Genomic DNA, 20,975 nt, shown 5'->3' with positions numbered 1-20,975 from the left:
ATCAGAACATCACCCACGCCACCAGCGGTGCAATCAATACCATCACCACGCCCGAGAGCATCATCACCAGGCTTGCCACCACCCCTTCCTGCTGCCCGAGTTCATACGAACGTGCCGTTCCCGCACCGTGCGATGCCGCGCCAAATCCCGCCCCTTTCGCCATTCCTTCACGGATCGACAGCCGCAAAAAAAGCATGTCGCCAACCGCCATCCCGAAGACGCCCGTCACGACCACAAATAACGCGACCAGATCCGGCTGTCCGCCGAGCGGCTTGGCCGCGGCCAGCGCAAACGGGGTGGTGACCGAACGGACGGCCAGGCTGCGCTGAATTTCATCGGGCAGCGTAAACAGCCGGGCCAGCCAGACGGAACTGCAGACCGCCACCACCGTGGCCGTGATCACGCCAGCGCTGAGCGACATCCAGTGGCGTTTGATGATCGCCAGGTTGTCATACACCGGTACCGCAAAGGCAATGGTCGCAGGCCCCAGTAGCCACAGCAGCCAGTGGGATTCCCCAATGTAGTTCTGCCAGGAGATATGCCCGAAGACCAGCATCAGGACCAGCATGATCGGCGTGAAGACCAGCGGCATCAGCGGCAGCGCGTGAAAACGGCGATACAGCCGTTTATTGGCAAAGTAGATCGCCAGAGTGGCAATCAGGCACAACACGCTTATCTGGAAGTTAGTCATGCTTTTGCCTGCTGATTTCAAACCGATACACTTTATCAACCACCCAGGCGGTGGCCCCCAGCACCATCAGCGTGCTCAGCGCAATGACCGCGAAGATGCGCCAGCCATCTACCCTCAGCAGTTGCGCATAGTTCACCACCGCGACCACGGCAGGCACAAAGAACAGCAGCATTTCCGCCAGCAGCCAGCGCGCGCCGGCGCGTACCCAGTTGAGGGGGATAACGCGGCAGAGGATAAGCGTCAGCATCAGCACCATTCCGACCAGGTTGGCAGGCAACGGCAGATGCAACCAGTTGACAAGATATTCCGCGAAAACAAACAGTCCCGCATAAAGCAGTACCTGAACCGGTACCTGAAGTCGTTGCACAACGGCAGGCGTAACACGGCTTAACGCCACGGCCATGGGGGTTTTCCTCAAAAATGAGACGAGGCGCCAGTATAGTGAGCGCACGTAATGGACTGAAATGAATTAAAATCATCAAAGGTATAGTTCCGAGGAATAATCATGGACATAAGAACGCTGCGCTATTTTGTCGAAGTGGTTCGTCAGCAAAGTTTTACCCGCGCAGCGGAGAAGTTGTTTGTCACCCAACCCACCATCAGCAAGATGCTGAAAAACCTCGAAGATGAACTGAACTGCACCCTGCTTATCCGCGATGGACGCAAGCTGCTGCTGACCGATACCGGGCGGGTCGTCTTTGAACGCGGGCTGGCGATCCTGGCGGAGTTCCGCCAGCTGGAAGCGGAGCTTGGCGATATCAATCACCTGACAAAAGGGCTGCTGCGCCTCGGCATCCCACCGATGGTTGGGATGATGATGGCCGGCCCCATCAGCCTGTTTCGCCAGCGTTATCCCGGCGTTGAGCTGAAAATTTCCGAGTTTGGCGGCTTAACGGTTCAACAGGCAGTCACCAACGGCGAGCTGGATGTCGCCATGACCGCCCTTCCTGTGGAGGAAGAGAGCGGTCTGGCGACGCTGCCGCTCTTTAGCCACCCGCTGTGCGTGCTGGTACCCCGCTCTGGTGACTGGCTGAAGGTCGACACGGTGAAACCCGAACGGCTCGGTGAACACCCGCTGCTGATTTACAACGAAGATTTCGCCCTCAGCCGCCAGCTGATGGCGCTGTTTAATCAACACAACGTGAAGCCGCGCATTGCGGTGCGCAGCGGGCAGTGGGATTTCCTGGCCGCGATGGTGCAGGCAGGCGTCGGCATTGCGATATTGCCGCAGCCGATTTGCGAACGGCTCGATAAAAACACCCTGCGCTGGATCCCGCTGGAAAGCGATTTGCACTGGCAGTTAGGGATGATTTGGCGCGAAGGGGTTTATTTATCGCACAGCGCGCAGGCGTGGCTGAAATGCTGCGAAGGATTTTGGGTCCCCTGACCCTCTCCGGGAGGAGAGGGTCAGGGTGAGGGCATCAGCCCGCACGGGCTACTGATTCTCTATCAGCAAGGCTTCCAGCAAATCCAGATCGTGCAGCAGTTTTTGCAGCGTCTCATTGCTGATTTGCCGCGTGGCGCGCAGGTGGTACAGCTCGGCACGCTCTGAGCGCAGCGCCGCCAGACGGAACCGGCGCTCCAGGTTCTCCTCCTGCAGCGAACTTTCCACATCGTTGCGGCCATCGGCACGACGACGCAGGTTACCAATCACGCGTGAGCTCACTTCAGTCAGCAGCTGGTTGTCGATGTTCTCTTCCGTGTCCGCCGCAAGACGTTCTTCCATCTTCTGAATGGCCACAATCGCCACTTCGGCGGTCGCCGCGCGGGCAATACGCTCCTCTTTATGCTGCTGAGTCGAGTCACCCGTCTCAATATGCTGCAGCAGAAGAGGCAGCATTATCACGCCGACAAACAGTGAGAACAGAATCACCCCTGCCGCCAGGAACACCAGTTCATAGCGCGCCGGGAAGACATCGCCCGTGGGCAGCAGCAGCGGAATGGACAGCACACCGGCAAGCGTAATCGCCCCGCGAACGCCAGCAAAAGAAGCAATCAGCAGCTCCCGCGTGGTCCACGAGCCGAACTCCATCGGTTTTTTCGTCAGGAAGCGCATGCTGAATTTTTTCATCGTCCACAGCCAGCCGAAACGCACCAGCATCAGCGCCATGTAGATCAGCACGATATCGGTGAACAACATCCACGTTTCGACGTTCGGGTCGGCCTCGGCCGCCACCAGCGAGGATTCCATGATGCCCGGCAACTGCAGGCCCAGGAGCAGGAACACCATCCCGTTAAAGACAAATTCCAGCATCGCCCAGGTGCTGTTTGCACGCAGGCGCATGGCCAGCGGCGCACGGCGCATTACGCCGGAGCGGGTGATGGTCATCCCTGCCGCCACCGCCGCCAGAATGCCCGACACGCCGATATGTTCGGCAATCAGGTAAGAGGCAAACGGCAGAAGGAACAGCAGCACAATCTGTGTCGCCGGTTCATCGCCGCCCCAGCGGCTGAGGAAGCGCAGCGAACGACCATACAGCCAGCTCACCACAAACCCGGCCAGGATACCGCCAATCGCCACCTTGAAGAATTCCAGGGTCGCGCCGCCTACGGTAAAGATCATCGTGCCCATCGCGACGGCCACGGCAAATTTCAGGGCAACCAGGCCAGAGGCGTCATTCATCAGCGCCTCACCCTGTAAAATCCCCATGATTTTCTTCGGAATACGGCCTTCACCGACAATGCCGGACAACGCCACGGCATCGGTTGGTGACAGCACCGCGGCCAGCGCAAAGGCCGGAATTAACGGAATGCCCGGTACCGCCCAGTAGATCAGGAAGCCAATCCCGACCACCGTGACCACCACGAGCGCCAGCGCCAGACCTAATATCTCTCGCCCGTGCTCAAGGAATTCACGCGTGGGCGTTTTCCAGCCATCGGCAAACAGCAGCGGCGGAATAAACAGCACGAGGAACAGTTCGGGGTCGAACTCCACGTGCAGGCCAAACGTCGGCCACGCCAGCAGCGCGCCGATGGCAATTTGCATTAATGGCAGGGGGACCTGAAAGGGCAGTACGCGTGTGACTACCCCGGATAGCGAGACCACAAGAGTCATGATGAGTATTGTGAAGAAGATTTCCATGCGTTCCCTGTTTGCTGTGTTTCTTAAAAGCCAAACCTAAGGCGTCGTGCCTGTTATTCTATCTTCCCCAGAGTAACGCAAAAGACAACGGGATGAGTCCTGAAAATAAAAACGGGCGGCCTGAGCTACCCGTTTTCGCATCAATGGACAACTTAGATTGCCCAGCCGCCCGCGTAGAACGCCACCAGCGCGACGGCAATCACAACGGTGCCGATGTTCAGCTTGCGCCACTCGCCGGAGACCAGACGCCCAATCACCAGCGACGCGAAACCGATCATGATGCCGGTAACGATGTTACAGGTCAGCACGATAAAGACCGCCGTGATAAGGCCTGACATCGCATCCACAAAATCAGCAAAATCGATTTTCGCCACGTTGCTCAGCATCAGCAGACCAACGTACATCAACGCAGGTGCGGTCGCGTAGGCCGGCACCAGGTAGGAGAGCGGAGAGAGGAACAGGATCAGCAGGAACAGCACGCCAACGGTAATGGCCGTCAGGCCAGTTTTACCGCCTGCCGCCGTACCCGCAGCGGACTCGATATACACCGCAGCCGGAGCCGCGCCCACCAGACCCGAGAAGACGCTGCTCAGGGAGTCGGTGGTCAGCGCTTTGCCGCCATCGATAATCTGACCGTCTTTATCCAGCAGGTTCGCCTGACCCGCGACGGCACGGATGGTACCCGTTGCATCAAACACCGCGGTCATCACCAGCGCCAGCACGCTTGGCAGGATCACCGGGTTCAACGCCCCCATGATATCCAGACTGCCAATCAGAGAGTTGCCTTTGTCATCGCTCAGCGACGGCATGGCGAAAATCCCGGAGAAGTGAACGTTAGGATCGAAAATCAGGCCAACAATGGACACCCCGATAATGGTCAGCAAAATGCCGCCCGGGACTTTCAGTTTTTCCAGACCAATAATCACCGCCAGACCGATCAGGGACATAATGACCGGGAAGCTCGCGAAGTGACCCAACGCCACCGGCAGACCGTCCAGCGGGTTCTTGATCACCAGGCCGACGCCGTTTGCGGCAATCAGCAGCAGGAACAGCCCGATACCAATGCCGGTGCCATGCGCCACGCCCTGAGGCAGGTTGCGCAAAATCCAGCTACGGATACCGGTGGCGGAGATAACGGTAAACAGTACACCCATCAGGAACACGGCACCGAGCGCAACCGGTACGCTGATGTGCTGACCCAGAACCAGGCTGAAAGCGGTAAAGGCGGTCAACGAGATTGCACAACCGATCGCCAGCGGCAGGTTCGCCCACAGGCCCATCACGATGGAGCCAACGCCCGCCACGAGACAGGTAGCAACAAAGACGGCCGCCGGCGGGAAGCCCGCTTTACCCAGCATACCCGGAACGACAATGACGGAGTAAACCATCGCCAGAAACGTGGTCAGACCGGCAACGATTTCCTGGCGCACGGTGCTGCCGCGAGCCGAAATTTTAAAGATGGCGTCAAGCGAACCGCCAGTACGCGCAGATGGCGTAGACATAGAAAACATCCCCTGAGAGTTTTTATAGAAAGTCCGTAAGCGTGGTGGAGACGCCACTGCCAGCTAAACGTCAAATCCGTGTTTTGCATTTGCGACGAAAGGGGCGTCACAGAAAAAGCAAACGTTTAGCTCCGCGCTTACAAACGGGTGGTCAAATTAAGGCAAACGATTATCTAGCCTAATCCCCGCCCTTTTCAACTGAACTTTATCGTTTTTCGCTAAAATTCCCTTATGACGCTGAAGAAATAAACAGAGGATGCGCAAACGTTATCGTCTGTGCGCAATTTGTTTACATTTCACTCCCCACCCGGAATCGATAACGGGCCACCTTGCTCCAGCGTTTTTTGCCAGCCAGGGCTGCTCTCTACTTTTTTCTTCCAGGCCTGGGTATGCGGGAGGTTATCGATGCCACCGCGCGCCAGCAGGGCAAAAATCGGGAAGCTCATCTGAATATCCGCCATGCTGAGCGCGTCGCCGGCAAACCAGCTGTTTTCGGCAAGATGCGACTCAATAAAGCGTGCATGAGTTTCAAGCTGGCGGTTGAGATACGCTTTTTGCACTCCCTGCCCCAGCGCTTTACCCAACGTGCGGATACCAAACGGCACGGGCGGCTTACCGAGACTACTGAAAACCAGCTTCATCAACAGCAGCGGCATTAGCGAACCTTCGGCATAGTGCAACCAGAAGCGGTATTGCACCTTATGCGCAGGATCCAGAGGTTTAAGCCGCGACTCAGGATCGTAGGTTTCCTGAAGATATTCGAGGATGGCCCCCGACTCGGCGAGGATCAGGCCGTTATCTTCAATAACCGGCGATTTGCCCAACGGGTGCACTTTTTTGAGCGACTCAGGCGCCAGCATGCTCTTTTCGCGCTGGTAACGAACAATCTCATAGGGCAGGGAAAGTTCTTCCAGCGCCCAGATCACACGGTGTGAGCGGGACTGGTTCAGGTGGTGTACCGTGAGCATTGTGTTCTCCTTTTATTCATACTTTTTAACTATAGAAAATCGAACAACACCGCGAAAAAAATTCGCCTAAAAACGGCCTGACCGACTGGCGAAAAGACGGGTCTTGCATAGAATTAAAGTGTCAGCACAATCCGGAACCTCCCCAACACGCTCGACATGAGGGGTGCTGATGTCGGGGGAAACCCTCCCGTGAACCAGCGGGATAGAGTGAAAGACAAAGACCGGGAAAAACTAAAGCGCCCTTTTGTGGCGCTTTAGTTCTTTATGAGGTGCGGTATGAGGTGCGGTTTTCTGCCGCATCTCAGTCTTCCTCCAGCAACCGCGCCCCTGTCCCCTGCTCACCCAGCCTGTCGCCCGGGTTACGCAACGGACAATCACTGCGCGACAAACAGCCGCAGCCAATGCATCCGTCCAGTTCATCACGCAGCGCTACCAGCGTGTGAATGCGTCGATCCAGCTCTTCACGCCACTGAGAGGAAAGCTCTTTCCACTCTTTCGGGCTGAGAGAGTGCCCTTCCGGCAGCACGCCGAACGCATCGCCGATGGTGGCCAGGGGGATTCCGATTCGTTGGGCAATTTTGATAATCGCGACATAACGGAGCACGTCACGCGTGTAGCGTCGCTGGTTTCCGGCGTTTCGGATGCTTTTAATTAACCCTTTGCTTTCATAGAAGTGGAGCGCCGACACCGCAACGCCGCTTCGCTTCGCCACTTCGCCGGGGGTTAACAACGCTTTAATTCGCGGCAATCTCTTTTCCATAAAACCTCTTTACCTCAAGTTAACTTGAGGAATTATACTCGCCCGCAGAGAAAACGACGAATCAACCAGGGCAGTTGTATCTACAGAGGGGCAACCTTATGTCGCATCAGCAAATTATTCAGACACTTATTGAATGGATTGATGAACATATCGACCAACCGTTGAACATTGATGTGGTCGCTAAAAAATCCGGCTATTCGAAATGGTATTTACAGAGAATGTTCCGTACCGTTATGCACCAGACGCTGGGTGAGTACATTCGTCAGCGCAGACTGCTGCTGGCGGCGCAGGCCTTACGCTCAACGCAGCGGCCCATTTTTGATATCGCGATGGATCTGGGATATGTGTCGCAACAAACCTTTTCCCGCGTGTTTCGCCGCGAGTTTGACCGCACACCGAGCGACTATCGCCACCAGTTGAATTAATGGCTCTCAATGCAAAGGTTGCTGCTGCCAGGTCATAAACTCCTGGGGCGGCATCGCTTTCGCGAAGTGCCATCCCTGACAGAACTGAACGCCACGTTTCAACAACCAGCTCACCTGTTCTGCCGTTTCCACCCCTTCCGCAATGGTTTTAAGCCGCAGGCTTTGTGCCATCTCAATAATATGCTCGGCGATAAGGTGGCTGGTGCTGTTGGTTGTTAGGGTGTCGATAAAGGATTTGTCGATTTTCAGAATATCGACATTCAGCGAATAAAGGTTGTGCAGGTTAGAGTAACCCGTTCCAAAATCATCAATCGCCACTTCGTAACCCGCCTGACGGAACGCCTGAATAACCGGAGTGGTTTTAGGGACATCAATAAAACCGCGCTCCGTGACTTCGATTTTAATTTGCTGCGCACGCACGGCGTAGTGTCGGGCCTTGTCCGAAATCATGGCGATCAGCCGTGAAGAGTGGAAATCCGTGGCCGACAGGTTAATCGAAATATAGAGATGCGGATGCGTTGCCAGGAATGTGCCCAGATCGCTGAATACCTCTTCGACAACATAATCCGTAATTCGCTCGCTCATGCCCTCTTTTTCCGCCAGCGGAATAAATTCAGCCGGGCTCATGACCGGTCCGTTAAAGCCAGGCCAGCGTAATAACGCCTCGGCTCCCACGCACTGGTTGTTCTTGATATCAATAATCGGCTGATAGTGGACACAAAGCTGGCGTTTATTGAGCGCTCGCTGCAGTAACCGCCCGGGAGAATTGAGTTCACGATGGGTGCGAGACCACACCAGCAAAATAATTATGCTGCAGATCATCCCCAGCGGTAGCGTCAACGTCGCCTGGTGATAAAGCATTTCATAAAAACGTTTATTCGACGTCGACACGATAGCGGCAATAGGCCGTTTTGGGGATTTGACGACCGTATAAAAACGGTTATCTTTTTGAAATACCGATTCCTTATCCCGAATCATCGAACTTAATAAAGAAACATTCGCGCGCTGACTGACGGAAAAGAATGCATTCGTTACCGTGTCGTATACCCCCCACGACAGGGAATGATCTGTCGACATTACTTCGCTGTAGGAAAGCGGATTGACCACCACAACATAATTTCCGCGCTGCATATATGTCATTTTATAGCCAGTAAAAAATGGCGTATCGCGATAATAATAGATAGCAACGTCAGGTTTACGTGTGTAATTAGCAGTGGATATCAGATAAGGATTGGCGGGTGTAAAAACGGTCGAACAAAGAAAATTCTGACCTTCTGCATAAATTAAATCCGCAACAAACAGACGACCCCGAACAACGTTCAACATATATTGGCGATGTTCTGGTGTACAACGCTCACCCTGATATTTTTCAGCCTCGTCGCGGGCCAGATCAACCTGTTGAATTACCAGCTCTGTTTTGTCTAACGCCAGTTCAGCAAAGGTGCGTAGTTGGGCGCTTGTTTCCGACACGGCTCTTATCTGGGCAAACCATAGCGCAAGCATCACCGGCAGCATAACTACCATGATGATCCCTACCACCCTGAGCATCTTGCGCCGCGCGCTACGATTCATTTCCCGCCCTATATCCCTGCATGTTGTACGCCTGTAGTAATGAAGGCCGGATGCTTTGTTTAACAGGTGATTACGTTGCATGAATCATGCGAAGTTAGCAACTGACTTTTAGTATTAAAAATCTTAATTTTCGTTATGACGATAATATTTTCCCGTAAGCTAAACTGTAAGTATTCGTTCCGTTTCAATTAAGGAAAATAATTATCCAGCGGGTACGGGAGGTTTGAAGATAACACAACAGAGGATCGTTGATTAAGCCAAACTTCTGGCAGTGTGAAAAAACAACAACGGCAACATGACATTTTATGCTATTTACTCGCGCGTATTTTGTTTTTTGATTTATAAATAATCAGCAGCCACCACCGTTTTCCCCCGACCCGTACGCTTGGCGTCATATAATGCTTTATCGGCACGCATCAGTAATCCTGAAGTATCGCGTTGGCCCTGGCAGACCTCCACCGCCCCGGCGCTGAATGACAGCACCAGCTTTTTATCTCCCACCACCAGCGGGTTGGTTTTGAGGGCAGTACGTAGCCTCGCCGAAAAAAGGGCGCCCGCGTTGCCGTCGGTTCGCGCCAGCAGGAGTAAAAACTCCTCGCCGCCCACACGGCCAAGCGCAGCGTTCTCGGGGCTTAACTCACGGATAGCCTGGCAAAAGTGGATAAGTGCCCGATCGCCCACCTGATGCCCCCACCGATCGTTGATCTGTTTGAAAAAATCCAGGTCAAACATGAGCACGCAAAAATGGCTGTCAGCATCCTGCCTGGCATTTGCCGCCAGCGCGGATTCCAGCTGCTGTAAAATGGTTGAACGGTTAAAACACCCGGTAAGATCGTCCGTGGTGGCTTTCACTTCCAGCTGCTGTTCGGCTTTTTTACGCTCGGTAATATCAAGCCCGATATTCAGGACTGAGCTGTCCGGCAGCAGAATGTTTGACCACAAAACCGTCAACGGCGTACCGTCTTTACGCAGTGGATGCCACTCGTACATATCCTTTAGCGGCGAGACATTTACCGACTCCCTGACCCGTCGCCGCTCTTCCGGGTCGGGGTAAAACAGTGAGAGCGGATCGGCATGGGCGCTGATCTCCGCCATTGTCCAGCCAAACACTTTTTCACACTCAGCATTCCACAGCACGCAGCGGTTAAATTTATCGAATGAGTTCATTAAAACAGGCGCTCGTTCAAACAGGGTTTTATATTGGGTCACCACACGCTGCATTTCCTGCGCTGTTTTTTCACGAACGATAATTTCTGAAAAATAGTCTTTTAATTTTTCGACCAGCACCGCAACAATACTTTTCAGGATGGCCAGAGAATATAACGGCTCAGCAAACGCCAGAAAGAAATAGCCGCTGCCTTGTCCGTTATGGGTTGAAAGCTTGCATAACACCCCGCTTTGCAATTGCAAATAGCCAGGATGATGAGCGGAGAATAATGCGCGGCCGATATTCTCTTTCCAGTAGACGACCCGCCACGCACGGTGATGCTTCTCCAGCAGGGTACCGGCAAGAAAATCGGCCACCTCAAATGAGTGACAGGTCACTTCACCGGCACAGACCACGCGCTGCAGCCCGTCAGTATCAACGCTAATCCAGGCCAGGCTTGCCCCGAAGGCCCGGTTGATCGTCTCAAGCATCTCGCCCAGCGAACAATGGGCGTGAAGCTGGGGCATCAGATCTGCCAGCGCATGCAACGCCTGCAGGCTGTCATTAACAATCTCACGTCGTTTTTCTTTCATTTTTTTCGCAGATTATTAAGCGTTAAACCGGACGCAACTTTCTTCAGATTCAAAAATCGGCGAGCCAGAGCAGGATGCTGAATATCAGCACAGCTGGAGTGCGAGACGTTGTGTGTAATTAAAAACGTACAAAGAGAAAAAAACCAATAAAATTCAAAAACCTGAATTATAGAATGCGAGTAAATTTATTTATCCACTCAAGCATAATCCAAAGGGTTGTTGCTGTAAACGTTCTACAGCACACCTCAATTTGCAGAGGTTTTGTTATCTCAATGAATTTATTACCTGGAAGCGATAAAAGGGGGTCATTAGCGTGCAAAGATATATTTTCCCCTCAATCCTCGTGCGACGCCTGGCTGTGATAATTCCTGCTTTTTTCACCCGTCTGAGGCTGGCGAATAAATCAACAAATGTGATATAGTTCACACATATTGTGTAACGAGAAACACTGTTTCATTCAGTTCGTCTGTTTTGTTGAGGATGGGTTTTATGGCAACCATTACTACCAGCATGGTTCTCCTGCGCTGGCCTTTGTTAAGTGCGGTGCTGATGTTCCTGGCCAGCACGCTAAACATTCAGTTTCGTAAATCTGACTATGCTGGCCTTGCTGTCATCAGCACCCTGTTGGGGTTGGGCGCAGCATGCTGGTTCGCAACGGGCCTGCTTGGCATCACCCTGCTGGATCTCGCTGCCGTCTGGGAAAATATTAAAGTGGTCATGGTGGAAGCCATGAGCCATACCCCGCCAGACTGGCCGATGGTGATTACCTGATCCCTGAGATGAAGAAAAAAACCCAGACCGAGGTCTGGGTTTTTTGTTTTAAACAGTCGGATATCAGAACGGAATATCGTCGTCGAAGTCCATTGGGGGTTCGTTAGACGGTGCTGGCGCGGACTGCTGCTGTGGGCGAGACTGCGCGCCACCGCTGAACTGGTTGCCGCCCTGTGGCTGCTGAGGCTGACCCCAACCGCCCTGCTGCTGCTGACCGCCACCTGCTGGTGCGCCACCGCCCTGACGGCCACCGAGCATCTGCATGGTGCCACCCACGTTGACCACAACTTCCGTGGTGTACTTCTCAGCGCCGGCTTGATCGGTCCATTTGCGGGTACGCAGCTGGCCTTCAATATAAACCTGAGAACCTTTACGCAGATACTCACCAGCCACTTCCGCCAGTTTGCCAAACAGCACAACGCGGTGCCATTCGGTCTGCTCTTTCATCTCACCGGTCGCTTTATCACGCCAGGATTCGGAAGTAGCCAGCGTAATGTTGGCAACTGCGCCACCACTCGGCATGTAGCGTACTTCCGGGTCCTGGCCCAGATTACCGACGAGAATCACCTTGTTTACGCCTCTGCTGGCCATGTTCGTGTCTCCTGAATACGTTTCTTAATAGTGTAAACGCGCGAGTGTACCATTTCCACGCTGCAATTTGCATAGTTGCGTAGTCGGTTCCGAAATCTCTCGCTAACTCGACATTGTTACACAGTGAATCAGAAAATGCATTCCAATACTGTATATTCAAACAGGTCATTTTGTGTCATAATTAGCCGTTTCTGACAGCCGTTTGTCCTTCAAACAAACCAGGCAATCCGTGTTCCAACCGGGAAAGGTGAATGGATAAGATCGAAGTTCGGGGCGCCCGCACCCACAATCTCAAGAATATCAACCTCATAATCCCTCGCGACAAACTCATCGTCGTGACCGGGCTTTCGGGGTCTGGCAAATCCTCACTGGCTTTCGACACTTTATATGCCGAAGGACAGCGTCGTTACGTGGAGTCACTCTCTGCATACGCACGTCAGTTCCTGTCACTGATGGAAAAACCGGATGTAGACCATATTGAAGGGTTATCACCTGCTATCTCCATTGAGCAGAAATCCACCTCGCATAACCCGCGTTCAACGGTTGGTACGATTACCGAAATTCATGATTACCTGCGTCTGCTGTATGCACGCGTGGGTGAGCCGCGCTGCCCGGATCACGACGTCCCGCTGGCCGCGCAGACCGTAAGCCAGATGGTGGATAACGTGCTGTCGCAGCCGGAAGGCAAACGCCTGATGCTGCTGGCGCCCATCATTAAAGAGCGTAAGGGCGAGCACACCAAAACGCTGGAGAACCTGGCAAGCCAGGGCTATATCCGCGCCCGTATCGACGGCGAAGTGTGTGACCTGTCGGATCCGCCTAAGCTGGAGCTGCAGAAGAAGCACACCATCGAAGTGGTGATTGACCGTTTCAAAGTCCGTGACGATCTGGCGACCCGCCTGGCCGAATCCTTCGAAACCGCGCTTGAACTCTCTGGCGGTACGGCCGTGGTCTCCGATATGGACAACCCGAAAGCGGAAGAGCTGCTCTTCTCCGCCAACTTTGCCTGTCCGATTTGTGGTTACAGCATGCGCGAGCTGGAGCCGCGTCTGTTCTCGTTCAACAACCCGGCGGGCGCCTGTCCGACGTGTGACGGGCTGGGCGTACAGCAATATTTTGACCCGGACCGCGTGATCCAAAACCCGGAGCTGTCGCTGGCTGGCGGTGCGATCCGCGGATGGGATCGCCGCAACTTCTACTATTTCCAGATGCTGAAGTCGCTGGCAGAGCACTACAAATTCGACGTCGAAGCCCCGTGGGCCAGCCTGAACCCGAACGTGCACAAAGTGGTGCTGTTCGGTTCCGGCAAAGAGAACATCGAGTTCAAGTACATGAACGATCGCGGTGATACCTCCGTGCGCCGTCACCCGTTTGAAGGGGTGCTGCACAATATGGAGCGCCGCTACAAAGAGACCGAATCCAGCGCGGTTCGCGAGGAGCTGGCGAAGTTTATCAGCAACCGTTCCTGTGCGACCTGTGAAGGTACGCGTCTGCGCCGTGAAGCTCGCCATGTGTTTGTTGAAAACACGGCGCTGCCGACCATCTCAGACATGAGCATCGGTCACGCGATGGACTTCTTCAACAACCTGAAGCTCTCCGGCCAGCGCGCGAAAATCGCGGAAAAAGTGCTGAAAGAGATCGGCGATCGTCTGAAGTTCCTGGTGAACGTCGGCCTGAATTACCTGACGCTTTCCCGCTCCGCAGAGACCCTCTCCGGTGGCGAAGCTCAGCGTATCCGCCTCGCGAGCCAGATTGGCGCAGGCCTGGTCGGCGTGATGTATGTGCTGGATGAACCCTCAATCGGCCTGCACCAGCGTGACAACGAGCGTCTGCTCGGCACGCTTGTCCACCTGCGTAATCTCGGTAACACGGTGATTGTGGTTGAGCACGATGAAGACGCGATCCGCGCCGCTGACCACGTTATCGATATCGGCCCGGGCGCTGGCGTACACGGCGGCCAGGTGGTCGCGGAAGGAACGCTGAAAGATATTATGGCGGTGCCGGAGTCATTGACCGGCCAGTACATGAGCGGCAAGCGCAAGATTGAAGTGCCGAAACAGCGTGTACCGGCGAACCCGGAAAAAGTGCTGAAGCTGACCGGTGCTCGCGGCAACAACCTGAAAGATGTAACGCTGACGCTGCCGGTTGGTCTGTTTACCTGTATCACCGGCGTATCCGGTTCCGGTAAGTCGACGCTGATCAACGATACGCTGTTCCCGATTGCGCAGACGCAGCTGAACGGCGCGACGCTGGCCGAACCGGCGCCGTACCGTGACATCCAGGGGCTGGAGCATTTCGATAAAGTGATCGATATCGATCAGAGTCCAATCGGGCGGACTCCGCGTTCCAACCCTGCCACCTATACGGGCGTGTTCACACCCGTACGTGAACTGTTTGCAGGTGTGCCGGAAGCGCGTTCACGTGGGTATACGCCAGGACGTTTCAGCTTTAACGTGCGCGGCGGACGCTGTGAGGCGTGCCAGGGCGACGGGGTTATCAAGGTTGAGATGCACTTCCTGCCGGATATTTACGTACCGTGCGACCAGTGCAAAGGCAAACGCTATAACCGCGAAACGCTGGAGATTAAGTACAAAGGCAAAACCATCCACGAAGTGCTGGATATGACCATCGAAGAGGCGCGTGAGTTCTTTGACGCGGTCCCTGCGCTGGCGCGTAAGCTGCAGACGCTAATGGATGTGGGCCTGACCTATATTCGTCTGGGGCAGTCTGCCACCACGCTGTCTGGCGGTGAAGCACAGCGCGTGAAGCTGGCGCGTGAGCTCTCCAAACGCGGTACCGGCCAGACGCTGTACATTCTCGATGAGCCGACCACCGGTCTGCACTTTGCCGATATCCAGCAGCTGCTTGATGTTCTGCATCAGCTTCGCGATCAGGGCAACACGATTGTGGTCATTGAACACAACCTGGACGTGATTAAAACCGCGGACTGGATTGTCGATCTCGGCCCGGAAGGCGGCAGCGGCGGCGGTGAAATCCTCGTCTCCGGTACGCCAGAGACCGTGGCAGAGTGCGAAGCCTCGCACACCGCGCGCTTCCTCAAACCGTTGCTGTAATTGTCACACGGAGAGTTGCTGTCGGGTCGCTTCCGGCAGCAGCTCTACCGCCTGCTGATAAGACGCGTCCACCAGATAGTAAATTTGCGAACCCGGCAGTGAACCGTCGAGATAAACGGTGCTCCAGTGCGCTTTGTTGAGATGCTTGCTTGGCCGGACGTCATGGTGCTGCTGGCGTAACAGCTCCGCCAGTTCCGGGCTGGTTTTCAGCGACGCCGCCGGGCGACCCTCAACCTCTTTCACCATCGCAAACAGAATATCCCCCACTTTAATCTGCGTGGCTTTCCAGTCGCTGTGAACGCTTTGCTCCGCGCCAGGTTTACTCATGCAGTACTGAAGTAGCTCCGAAATTGTCATCTTTATTCCCCTTGTAGCGTTGCGATAATTTTACGCGAACCACCGTGAATACGATGTTCTCCCAGCCAGATCCCTTGCCACGTTCCCAGCAGTAACCGACCATTGTGCACCGGCAGCATCAGCGATACGCCCAGCAGAGAGGATTTGATATGCGACGGCATGTCATCTGCTCCCTCATAGTCATGTTCATAAGGGGCGTTGTCCGGAACGGTTTTGAGAAAATGCTGCTCCATGTCAGACCGGACGGTGGGATCGCAATTTTCATTAAGCGTGAGAGAGGCTGACGTGTGCTGAAGCAGCAGATGCAGTAACCCCGTCCTGATGCGCGAGAGGTCGCGAATTTGCCCAATGACTTCATCAGTCACCAGATGAAATCCACGAGGTTTCGCGCTTAAGGTCAGGGTCTGTTGATACCACATGTGCTGCTCCGTTATGAAAGATGAATCTTTCTAAGTGTGCAGCAAGAAAGCGAAAGGTAAAACCCACAGCGACGAGATTTGATTAAAAAAGAGGCAGCCTCGCCGCCCGGCGGTTAATACTCAGAATTAACAATCACTTCTTCGCCAAACTTTCCGGCCATTGGCAACGGTCGATACGTAGAGTTTGAGGCGCGTAACACCCTGATCCCTCTGGCTCCGACGTCATGCGCGGCGGTGATATCGTTATCTGAATCGCCATAGAAGACTTTGATGTTCTTCTGTTCCAGCCATTGGGTTTTGGTGTTTTGGCCAGGTTTGTCGCCGGCAAAAATAACCGGATTCATGCTGGAAGCCGGGATCTGAAAATCATCCTGCAGCGTTTTAGAGACGGTTTCGGTTTTGGTCTGGCTGCGTCCGGTCACAAAGTAAATGCTGTCACCGCGTTTAACGTGCATGGCGATAAGCGCGCGCGCCACCTCTTTAGGGATGCTGAACTCGTCCCAGCCGTTATTCATCTTTTCCCAGAACTCGGGGTTCTTCAGATACGCTTCGCTGTCCGGTGAGTAGGTTTTTTTGCCCCGCCAGAATCCCGGGCTGGAAAACAGGACCGTATCGTCGATATCAAAGCCTACAGCCATTGGCGGGCGCCCTAACAGGCTATTTTCGATTTGGGCTACGGATACCCAGTGAACAGGAGCTTGCTCGGCAAGCATGGCGGCGGTTGTGCCGGTGTAAAGCGGCGTCGGTGCGGAAGCGCGCGCGACGACGGCACTATTTAGCGAGAACAATAAGCAGGCGGCGCTGAGCGCCAGTGTGATCTTGCGCATGTTTTCCCCTGAATATTCAGTTTGTTATCGTTTTATTTTGAGTGAATGGTCAAAAAACTATCCGACCATAACCCCGGGGGGAGATGAAGGGAAGGAGTTTTTACTTATGAAACTGAATAAAAAGAAGAAGATCACAAAGCGCGGATGAGGTCTGAAAGCCCGGTAGACGCAGCGCCACCGGGCAAGATTTTTGTGCGTCCTGATGCTCTCACTCGGCCCTCTCCCGCAGGGAGAGAGGGATGATAGTGAGTGCTTACATCACTGCAGCAAACGCCTGCGCAACACGATGAACGTTGCTGGCATTAAGCCCCGCCACGCACATACGGCCGCTGGAAATCAGGTAGACGCCGAACTCTTCACGCAGACGATCGACCTGAGCCGCGCTGAGGCCGGTGTAGCTGAACATCCCGCGCTGCTTAAGCAGATAGTCAAAATTATGTCCTGGGACGGCCTCTTTCAGCACGTCGACCAGCTCCTGACGCATCGTCAGGATGCGCTTGCGCATAGATTCCACTTCAGCGAGCCACGACGCTTTCAGCCGATCGTCACCCAGCACCGTGGCGACCACCTGCGCACCAAAGTTTGGCGGGCTGGAGTAAATGCGGCGCACGGTCGCCTTCAGCTGTCCGAGCACGCGCCCGGCCGCTTCAGCGTCCTCACAGACCACTGACAGGCCGCCGACGCGCTCACCGTACAGGGAGAAGATTTTTGAGAACGAGTTGCTGACCAGCGCAGGCAGTCCGGCGCTGGCAACGGCGCGGATAGCGTAGGCATCTTCTTCCATGCCCGCGCCAAAGCCCTGATAGGCGATGTCGAGGAAGGGGATCAGGTTACGCGTCTTCAGCACGTCGATTACCGCATCCCACTGGGCATTAGTCAGGTCTGCACCGGTCGGGTTATGGCAGCACGGATGCAGCAGAACAATACTGCGCTCCGGCAGCGTATTCAGTTTTTCCAGCAGCGCGTCAACGCGCACGCCGTTGGTTTCGCTATCAAACCACGGATAGGTCTGCACCGTAAAGCCAGCGCCCTCAAAAATCGCCACGTGGTTTTCCCACGTCGGGTCACTGACCCACACGCCAGAATCCGGGAAGTATTTTTTCAGAAAGTCAGCGCCAACTTTTAATGCGCCCGAGCCACCCAGCGTCTGGATGGTCGCCACCCGTTTTTGTGTCAGCACGGCGTGATCGGCACCAAACAGCAGCGGCGCAATGGTGTTGCGGTAGCTGTTTAACCCTTCCATTGGCAGATAGAGCGAGGCCCCGTGCGGGACGGCGTTAAGACGCGCTTCCGCTTCTGCCACGGCTTGCAGCTGAGGAATAATGCCCTCCTCGTTGTAATACAAACCAATACTGAGGTTGACTTTGTCGCTGCGAGGATCTTCTTTGAAACGCTCCATTAAGGAGAGAATGGGGTCGCCGGCATAGGCGTCAACTTTCTGAAACACGCGATGATTCTCCGGAATTCGATGAGGCAGGGATTTCAACAATAAACCGGATATGACAGAAGATCGAGAGCGATATCAGATCCGTTCCTGCAGATGTCGTCGAATCTGTTCAATGCGTTCAGCGAGCGAACCATAAACAGGCAGATAGGGGATATTTCTGTCTGTTAACGCGCGGATGTACCATGCCTGTTGCCGCTGGCGGAATGCAGCCCCCTGACGGGTACCATCCTGAACAAAAGGAAACTCATCGCCACAGAGCACCACCAGAGAATATGCGCGCCCGGCTAATTCCTCTAGCTCGCGTGGCGCGCTGCCAAACTGGTCGAGCATATAAAACAGCGTGGTTAAGGGCGAGGTATCGCAAACCAGGAAGGGAGCCGTGCTGGCCATCGCTTCACGACGCACCTGCTCGCGGGCAATATGCAGCAGATCGTCGCATCCCAGCACGCCGTTCTTCTCTTCCCAGTATTCTCGGCCAAACTCGGCGACAAATGGGGCGTTGAGCGTCGTCGCCAGCGCGCGGGAAAGCGTGCTTTTTCCTGTCGATTCGCCCCCCAATAAACAAATCCGAAAGACAAAGCTACGGTAGACCTCCGGGGACATCATCGTGCGGTAGCGATGGACGTCAGAACGTATCAGGGTTCCCGAGGGCGCATCAGGCCCCTTCGGACGCTGGAGGCGGACATGCGTAACCTGCTTGCCAAAACGCTGGCTTAACACCGCCGCAAATCCGTCGCCGTAGTCTTCGGCGGTAAATACGGCCTGTGGCTGGCAGTGAAGTATTTTTTCACACAGCGTTGCCACGTAATGCCGGTGAAGATCGGCATCCGCATCATTATGCGGAAGTGGTTCAAGCGCATGGGTCGCTATGACCTCCGGCGTCAGCACAAGGTGATGACATTGCGGGAAGCGCGCGCTTAACCAGTGAAGGCGCTTGTCGGGGTCATAACCCGGGATTTCCGGACGCGAATAACTGATGATATAGACCGTCTCACACTGGGCCAGCGCAGCATTTATCAGCGCTTCATGCCCCACATGTAATGGCGCGAATTTGCCCACAACCAGACCGTCGCGATAAGGCTTCACTGGGCGCGAATCTCCTTACGCCACTGATATAAACCATGCCAGGCATTAAACCAAAACACCAGATATAAACCCGCAGTCAAATGCAGATCTCTCATCGCATATAACGGGACCGCCAGCGTGTTTACAGCCAGCCAGACGTACCAGTTCTCCAGGCGTCGCCCCATTAACATAAACTGTGCAAGCACGCTGAATGTCAAAATAACAGAGTCCACCCAGGGGGCCCAGGCGTTAGTGTAGCGATGCAAGATCAGGCCATAACCCGCGGCCACCAGCAGGGCGCAGGCGAGCAGGATGAAGAAATGTCTGGGCGGGGTACGCCGAACGGGCAATACCTCCCCGCGATGACCTTTGAGCCAGTGCACCCAGCCGGTGATGCTGGTGATGATGAAAAAGAGCTGCAGGGTAACGTCAGCGTAAAGCTGAACCGAATAAAAGACCCAGCCATAAAGCCCACTGCCGATGATGCCTATCCACCACGTGTGAATACTGTTTCTGGCAGCCAGCCAGACCGAGAGGGCATAAGCCAGACAAGCGGCCATTTCGGATGGTGACATTACCCCTCCCTGGAAAGGTCTGTTAATCGATGTACTTCATCGCAACCCTTGATGTCAGGCGCGTGATAAGTTCGTAAGCACTCACTTTTGTGATTTCAGCGATGCGTTCAACAGGTAAACCCTCACCCCACATCACCACGTCATCACCCGGTTTGTCCTGTGCATCTGGCCCGAGGTCAATACAGATCATGTCCATCGCCACGCGGCCCACGATGTTCGCTTCACGGCCATTGACCAGTACCGGCGTGCCAGACGGCGCGGCGCGGGGATAACCGTCGCCATAGCCCATCGCCACCACGCCAAGGCGTGTGTCGCGCTCGCTGGTCCACGTTCCGCCGTAGCCCACGGGCTCACCCGCTTTGTGATCGCGCACGGCAATCAGGTTAGACACAAGGGACATTACCGGCTGGAAACCAAAATCCGGCCCCCAGGGTCTGTTCTCCAGCGGAGAGACGCCGTAAAGAATAATGCCTGGACGCGCCCAGTCGAAGTGCGACTGCGGCCACAGCAAAATACCGCCAGACGCGGCAATGGAGCGCATTCCTGGCTTGCCTTCGCAGAAAGTATTAAAAATACCCAGCTGCTGTTCGGTCGCGCCACACTCGGGCTCATCGGCACGGGCAAAGTGGCTCACGATATTCACCGGCTGACGGACGTTTTTGCACTGACACAGACGCTGATAAAACGCGTCCGCCTTTTCCGGGCGCACGCCCAGACGGTGCATGCCGGTATCGAGCTTCATCCAGACGGTGACCGGCTCACTCAGCTCGGCGGTTTCCAGCGCCGCGAGTTGTTCTTCGTTATGTACCGCGGTGTGCAGATGCTGGTCAGCAATGGTCGGCAGATCTGCCGCTTCAAAAAAACCTTCCAGCAGCAAAATCGGTTGAGTGATCCCGCCCGCGCGCAGGCGGATGGCTTCTTCAAGACGGGCGACGCCAAAGGCGTCGGCATCGGGGAGCGTTCGCGCGGTCTCAATAAGACCGTGTCCGTAAGCGTTCGCTTTCACGACTGCAACGAGTTTACTGGCGGGAGCCAGTTCACGCAGACGTTGCAGGTTGTGTCGCAGAGCGCGGCGGTTAATGACTACAGTTGCCGCTTGCATTTGAATT

20 protein-coding genes are annotated in these 20,975 nt (G+C 54.9%); 4 read left to right on the top strand and 16 right to left on the bottom strand.

Going from position 1 to position 20,975, the window contains the following annotated elements:
• Position 1 precedes the first annotated feature (1 nt).
• Both L462_RS03160 and L462_RS03165 read right to left on the bottom strand, forming a co-directional pair.
• The gene (locus L462_RS03160) at positions 2-691 is read right to left on the bottom strand and encodes an LrgB family protein (protein WP_032679394.1); all 690 of its coding nucleotides are present in this window, start codon (positions 689-691) and stop codon (positions 2-4) included.
• Complete coding sequence (locus L462_RS03165; protein WP_032679393.1) at positions 684-1,094, bottom strand: CidA/LrgA family protein; 411 nt, start codon at positions 1,092-1,094, stop codon at positions 684-686. Before L462_RS03165 ends, L462_RS03160 begins: the two co-directional genes overlap by 8 nt.
• Positions 1,095-1,196: 102 nt before the next feature.
• On the opposite strand from L462_RS03165, the gene L462_RS03170 reads away from it, so the two are divergent.
• On the top strand, positions 1,197-2,078 hold the full coding sequence (locus L462_RS03170; RefSeq protein WP_025206385.1) for a LysR family transcriptional regulator: 882 nt from the start codon (positions 1,197-1,199) through the stop codon (positions 2,076-2,078).
• 48 nt (positions 2,079-2,126) lie between these two features.
• Here the strand turns inward: L462_RS03170 and L462_RS03175 are convergent, their stop codons facing one another.
• From L462_RS03175 to soxR, 4 genes are all read right to left on the bottom strand, one after another.
• Complete coding sequence (locus L462_RS03175; protein ID WP_014168228.1) at positions 2,127-3,773, bottom strand: Na+/H+ antiporter; 1,647 nt, start codon at positions 3,771-3,773, stop codon at positions 2,127-2,129.
• Between the two features lie 152 nt (positions 3,774-3,925).
• Complete coding sequence (ghxP, locus tag L462_RS03180) at positions 3,926-5,275, bottom strand: guanine/hypoxanthine transporter GhxP (RefSeq protein WP_020882835.1); 1,350 nt, start codon at positions 5,273-5,275, stop codon at positions 3,926-3,928.
• 296 nt (positions 5,276-5,571) lie between these two features.
• On the bottom strand, positions 5,572-6,243 hold the full coding sequence (locus tag L462_RS03185) for a glutathione S-transferase family protein (RefSeq protein ID WP_025206386.1): 672 nt from the start codon (positions 6,241-6,243) through the stop codon (positions 5,572-5,574).
• A gap of 301 nt (positions 6,244-6,544) precedes the next feature.
• Positions 6,545-7,003, bottom strand: coding sequence for a redox-sensitive transcriptional activator SoxR (gene soxR, locus L462_RS03190; protein ID WP_014168225.1), 459 nt, complete (start codon positions 7,001-7,003; stop codon positions 6,545-6,547).
• Between the two features lie 98 nt (positions 7,004-7,101).
• Here soxR and soxS point away from each other — a divergent pair, with 98 nt between their 5' ends.
• Positions 7,102-7,428, top strand: coding sequence for a superoxide response transcriptional regulator SoxS (soxS, locus tag L462_RS03195; RefSeq protein ID WP_013095071.1), 327 nt, complete (start codon positions 7,102-7,104; stop codon positions 7,426-7,428).
• Between the two features lie 6 nt (positions 7,429-7,434).
• Here soxS and L462_RS03200 read toward each other — a convergent pair whose 3' ends face one another.
• A complete protein-coding gene (locus L462_RS03200) occupies positions 7,435-9,000 on the bottom strand; it encodes an EAL domain-containing protein (protein ID WP_025206387.1) in 1,566 nt (521 codons plus the stop codon).
• 339 nt (positions 9,001-9,339) lie between these two features.
• A complete protein-coding gene (locus tag L462_RS03205) occupies positions 9,340-10,740 on the bottom strand; it encodes a sensor domain-containing diguanylate cyclase (protein WP_032679392.1) in 1,401 nt (466 codons plus the stop codon).
• Positions 10,741-11,229: 489 nt separating this feature from the next.
• On the opposite strand from L462_RS03205, the gene L462_RS03210 reads away from it, so the two are divergent.
• Positions 11,230-11,511: a YjcB family protein gene (locus L462_RS03210; RefSeq protein WP_020882839.1), complete on the top strand. Its 282-nt coding sequence runs from the start codon at positions 11,230-11,232 to the stop codon at positions 11,509-11,511.
• Between the two features lie 63 nt (positions 11,512-11,574).
• Here the strand turns inward: L462_RS03210 and ssb1 are convergent, their stop codons facing one another.
• Positions 11,575-12,102: a single-stranded DNA-binding protein SSB1 gene (ssb1, locus tag L462_RS03215; RefSeq protein ID WP_020882840.1), complete on the bottom strand. Its 528-nt coding sequence runs from the start codon at positions 12,100-12,102 to the stop codon at positions 11,575-11,577.
• 251 nt (positions 12,103-12,353) lie between these two features.
• Between ssb1 and uvrA the strand changes: the two genes are divergently transcribed.
• The gene (gene uvrA, locus L462_RS03220) at positions 12,354-15,176 is read left to right on the top strand and encodes an excinuclease ABC subunit UvrA (RefSeq protein ID WP_014168220.1); all 2,823 of its coding nucleotides are present in this window, start codon (positions 12,354-12,356) and stop codon (positions 15,174-15,176) included.
• Between the two features lie 3 nt (positions 15,177-15,179).
• Here the strand turns inward: uvrA and L462_RS03225 are convergent, their stop codons facing one another.
• From L462_RS03225 to alr, 7 genes are all read right to left on the bottom strand, one after another.
• Positions 15,180-15,533, bottom strand: coding sequence for an MmcQ/YjbR family DNA-binding protein (locus L462_RS03225; RefSeq protein ID WP_014168219.1), 354 nt, complete (start codon positions 15,531-15,533; stop codon positions 15,180-15,182).
• Positions 15,534-15,535: 2 nt separating this feature from the next.
• Positions 15,536-15,952: a secondary thiamine-phosphate synthase enzyme YjbQ gene (locus tag L462_RS03230; protein ID WP_014168218.1), complete on the bottom strand. Its 417-nt coding sequence runs from the start codon at positions 15,950-15,952 to the stop codon at positions 15,536-15,538.
• A gap of 113 nt (positions 15,953-16,065) precedes the next feature.
• Positions 16,066-16,779 (bottom strand): acid phosphatase AphA, encoded by a 714-nt coding sequence (aphA, locus tag L462_RS03235; RefSeq protein ID WP_014168217.1) that lies wholly within the window; start codon positions 16,777-16,779, stop codon positions 16,066-16,068.
• Between the two features lie 253 nt (positions 16,780-17,032).
• Positions 17,033-18,226, bottom strand: a complete 1,194-nt coding sequence (gene tyrB / locus L462_RS03240) for an aromatic amino acid transaminase (RefSeq protein ID WP_032679391.1) — start codon at positions 18,224-18,226, stop codon at positions 17,033-17,035.
• A gap of 75 nt (positions 18,227-18,301) precedes the next feature.
• Positions 18,302-19,312 carry an AAA family ATPase gene (locus L462_RS03245; protein ID WP_032679390.1) on the bottom strand — a complete coding sequence of 337 codons (1,011 nt, stop codon included), beginning with the start codon at positions 19,310-19,312 and terminating at the stop codon, positions 18,302-18,304.
• Complete coding sequence (pnuC, locus tag L462_RS03250; RefSeq protein ID WP_014168213.1) at positions 19,309-19,866, bottom strand: nicotinamide riboside transporter PnuC; 558 nt, start codon at positions 19,864-19,866, stop codon at positions 19,309-19,311. Before pnuC ends, L462_RS03245 begins: the two co-directional genes overlap by 4 nt.
• Positions 19,867-19,888: 22 nt before the next feature.
• The gene (alr, locus tag L462_RS03255; RefSeq protein ID WP_032679389.1) at positions 19,889-20,968 is read right to left on the bottom strand and encodes an alanine racemase; all 1,080 of its coding nucleotides are present in this window, start codon (positions 20,966-20,968) and stop codon (positions 19,889-19,891) included.
• Between the last annotated feature and the right edge of the window lie 7 nt (positions 20,969-20,975).

The sequence above is a fragment of the Enterobacter sp. BIDMC 26 genome, assembly GCF_000534435.1.
Taxonomy (GTDB): Bacteria; Pseudomonadota; Gammaproteobacteria; order Enterobacterales; family Enterobacteriaceae; genus Enterobacter; species Enterobacter ludwigii.
This window is presented reverse-complemented; position numbering and strand designations above follow the sequence as displayed.

Bases quoted from the DNA above. Each gene is read 5' to 3' on its own strand.
- L462_RS03160 (WP_032679394.1), bottom strand. From the start codon at position 691: ATGACTAACTTCCAGATAAGCGTGTTGTGCCTGATTGCCACTCTGGCG.
- L462_RS03165 (WP_032679393.1), bottom strand. From the start codon at position 1,094: ATGGCCGTGGCGTTAAGCCGTGTTACGCCTGCCGTTGTGCAACGACTT.
- L462_RS03170 (WP_025206385.1), top strand. From the start codon at position 1,197: ATGGACATAAGAACGCTGCGCTATTTTGTCGAAGTGGTTCGTCAGCAA.
- L462_RS03175 (WP_014168228.1), bottom strand. From the start codon at position 3,773: ATGGAAATCTTCTTCACAATACTCATCATGACTCTTGTGGTCTCGCTA.
- ghxP (WP_020882835.1), bottom strand. From the start codon at position 5,275: ATGTCTACGCCATCTGCGCGTACTGGCGGTTCGCTTGACGCCATCTTT.
- L462_RS03185 (WP_025206386.1), bottom strand. From the start codon at position 6,243: ATGCTCACGGTACACCACCTGAACCAGTCCCGCTCACACCGTGTGATC.
- soxR (WP_014168225.1), bottom strand. From the start codon at position 7,003: ATGGAAAAGAGATTGCCGCGAATTAAAGCGTTGTTAACCCCCGGCGAA.
- soxS (WP_013095071.1), top strand. From the start codon at position 7,102: ATGTCGCATCAGCAAATTATTCAGACACTTATTGAATGGATTGATGAA.
- L462_RS03200 (WP_025206387.1), bottom strand. From the start codon at position 9,000: ATGAATCGTAGCGCGCGGCGCAAGATGCTCAGGGTGGTAGGGATCATC.
- L462_RS03205 (WP_032679392.1), bottom strand. From the start codon at position 10,740: ATGAAAGAAAAACGACGTGAGATTGTTAATGACAGCCTGCAGGCGTTG.
- L462_RS03210 (WP_020882839.1), top strand. From the start codon at position 11,230: ATGGCAACCATTACTACCAGCATGGTTCTCCTGCGCTGGCCTTTGTTA.
- ssb1 (WP_020882840.1), bottom strand. From the start codon at position 12,102: ATGGCCAGCAGAGGCGTAAACAAGGTGATTCTCGTCGGTAATCTGGGC.
- uvrA (WP_014168220.1), top strand. From the start codon at position 12,354: ATGGATAAGATCGAAGTTCGGGGCGCCCGCACCCACAATCTCAAGAAT.
- L462_RS03225 (WP_014168219.1), bottom strand. From the start codon at position 15,533: ATGACAATTTCGGAGCTACTTCAGTACTGCATGAGTAAACCTGGCGCG.
- L462_RS03230 (WP_014168218.1), bottom strand. From the start codon at position 15,952: ATGTGGTATCAACAGACCCTGACCTTAAGCGCGAAACCTCGTGGATTT.
- aphA (WP_014168217.1), bottom strand. From the start codon at position 16,779: ATGCGCAAGATCACACTGGCGCTCAGCGCCGCCTGCTTATTGTTCTCG.
- pnuC (WP_014168213.1), bottom strand. From the start codon at position 19,866: ATGTCACCATCCGAAATGGCCGCTTGTCTGGCTTATGCCCTCTCGGTC.
- alr (WP_032679389.1), bottom strand. From the start codon at position 20,968: ATGCAAGCGGCAACTGTAGTCATTAACCGCCGCGCTCTGCGACACAAC.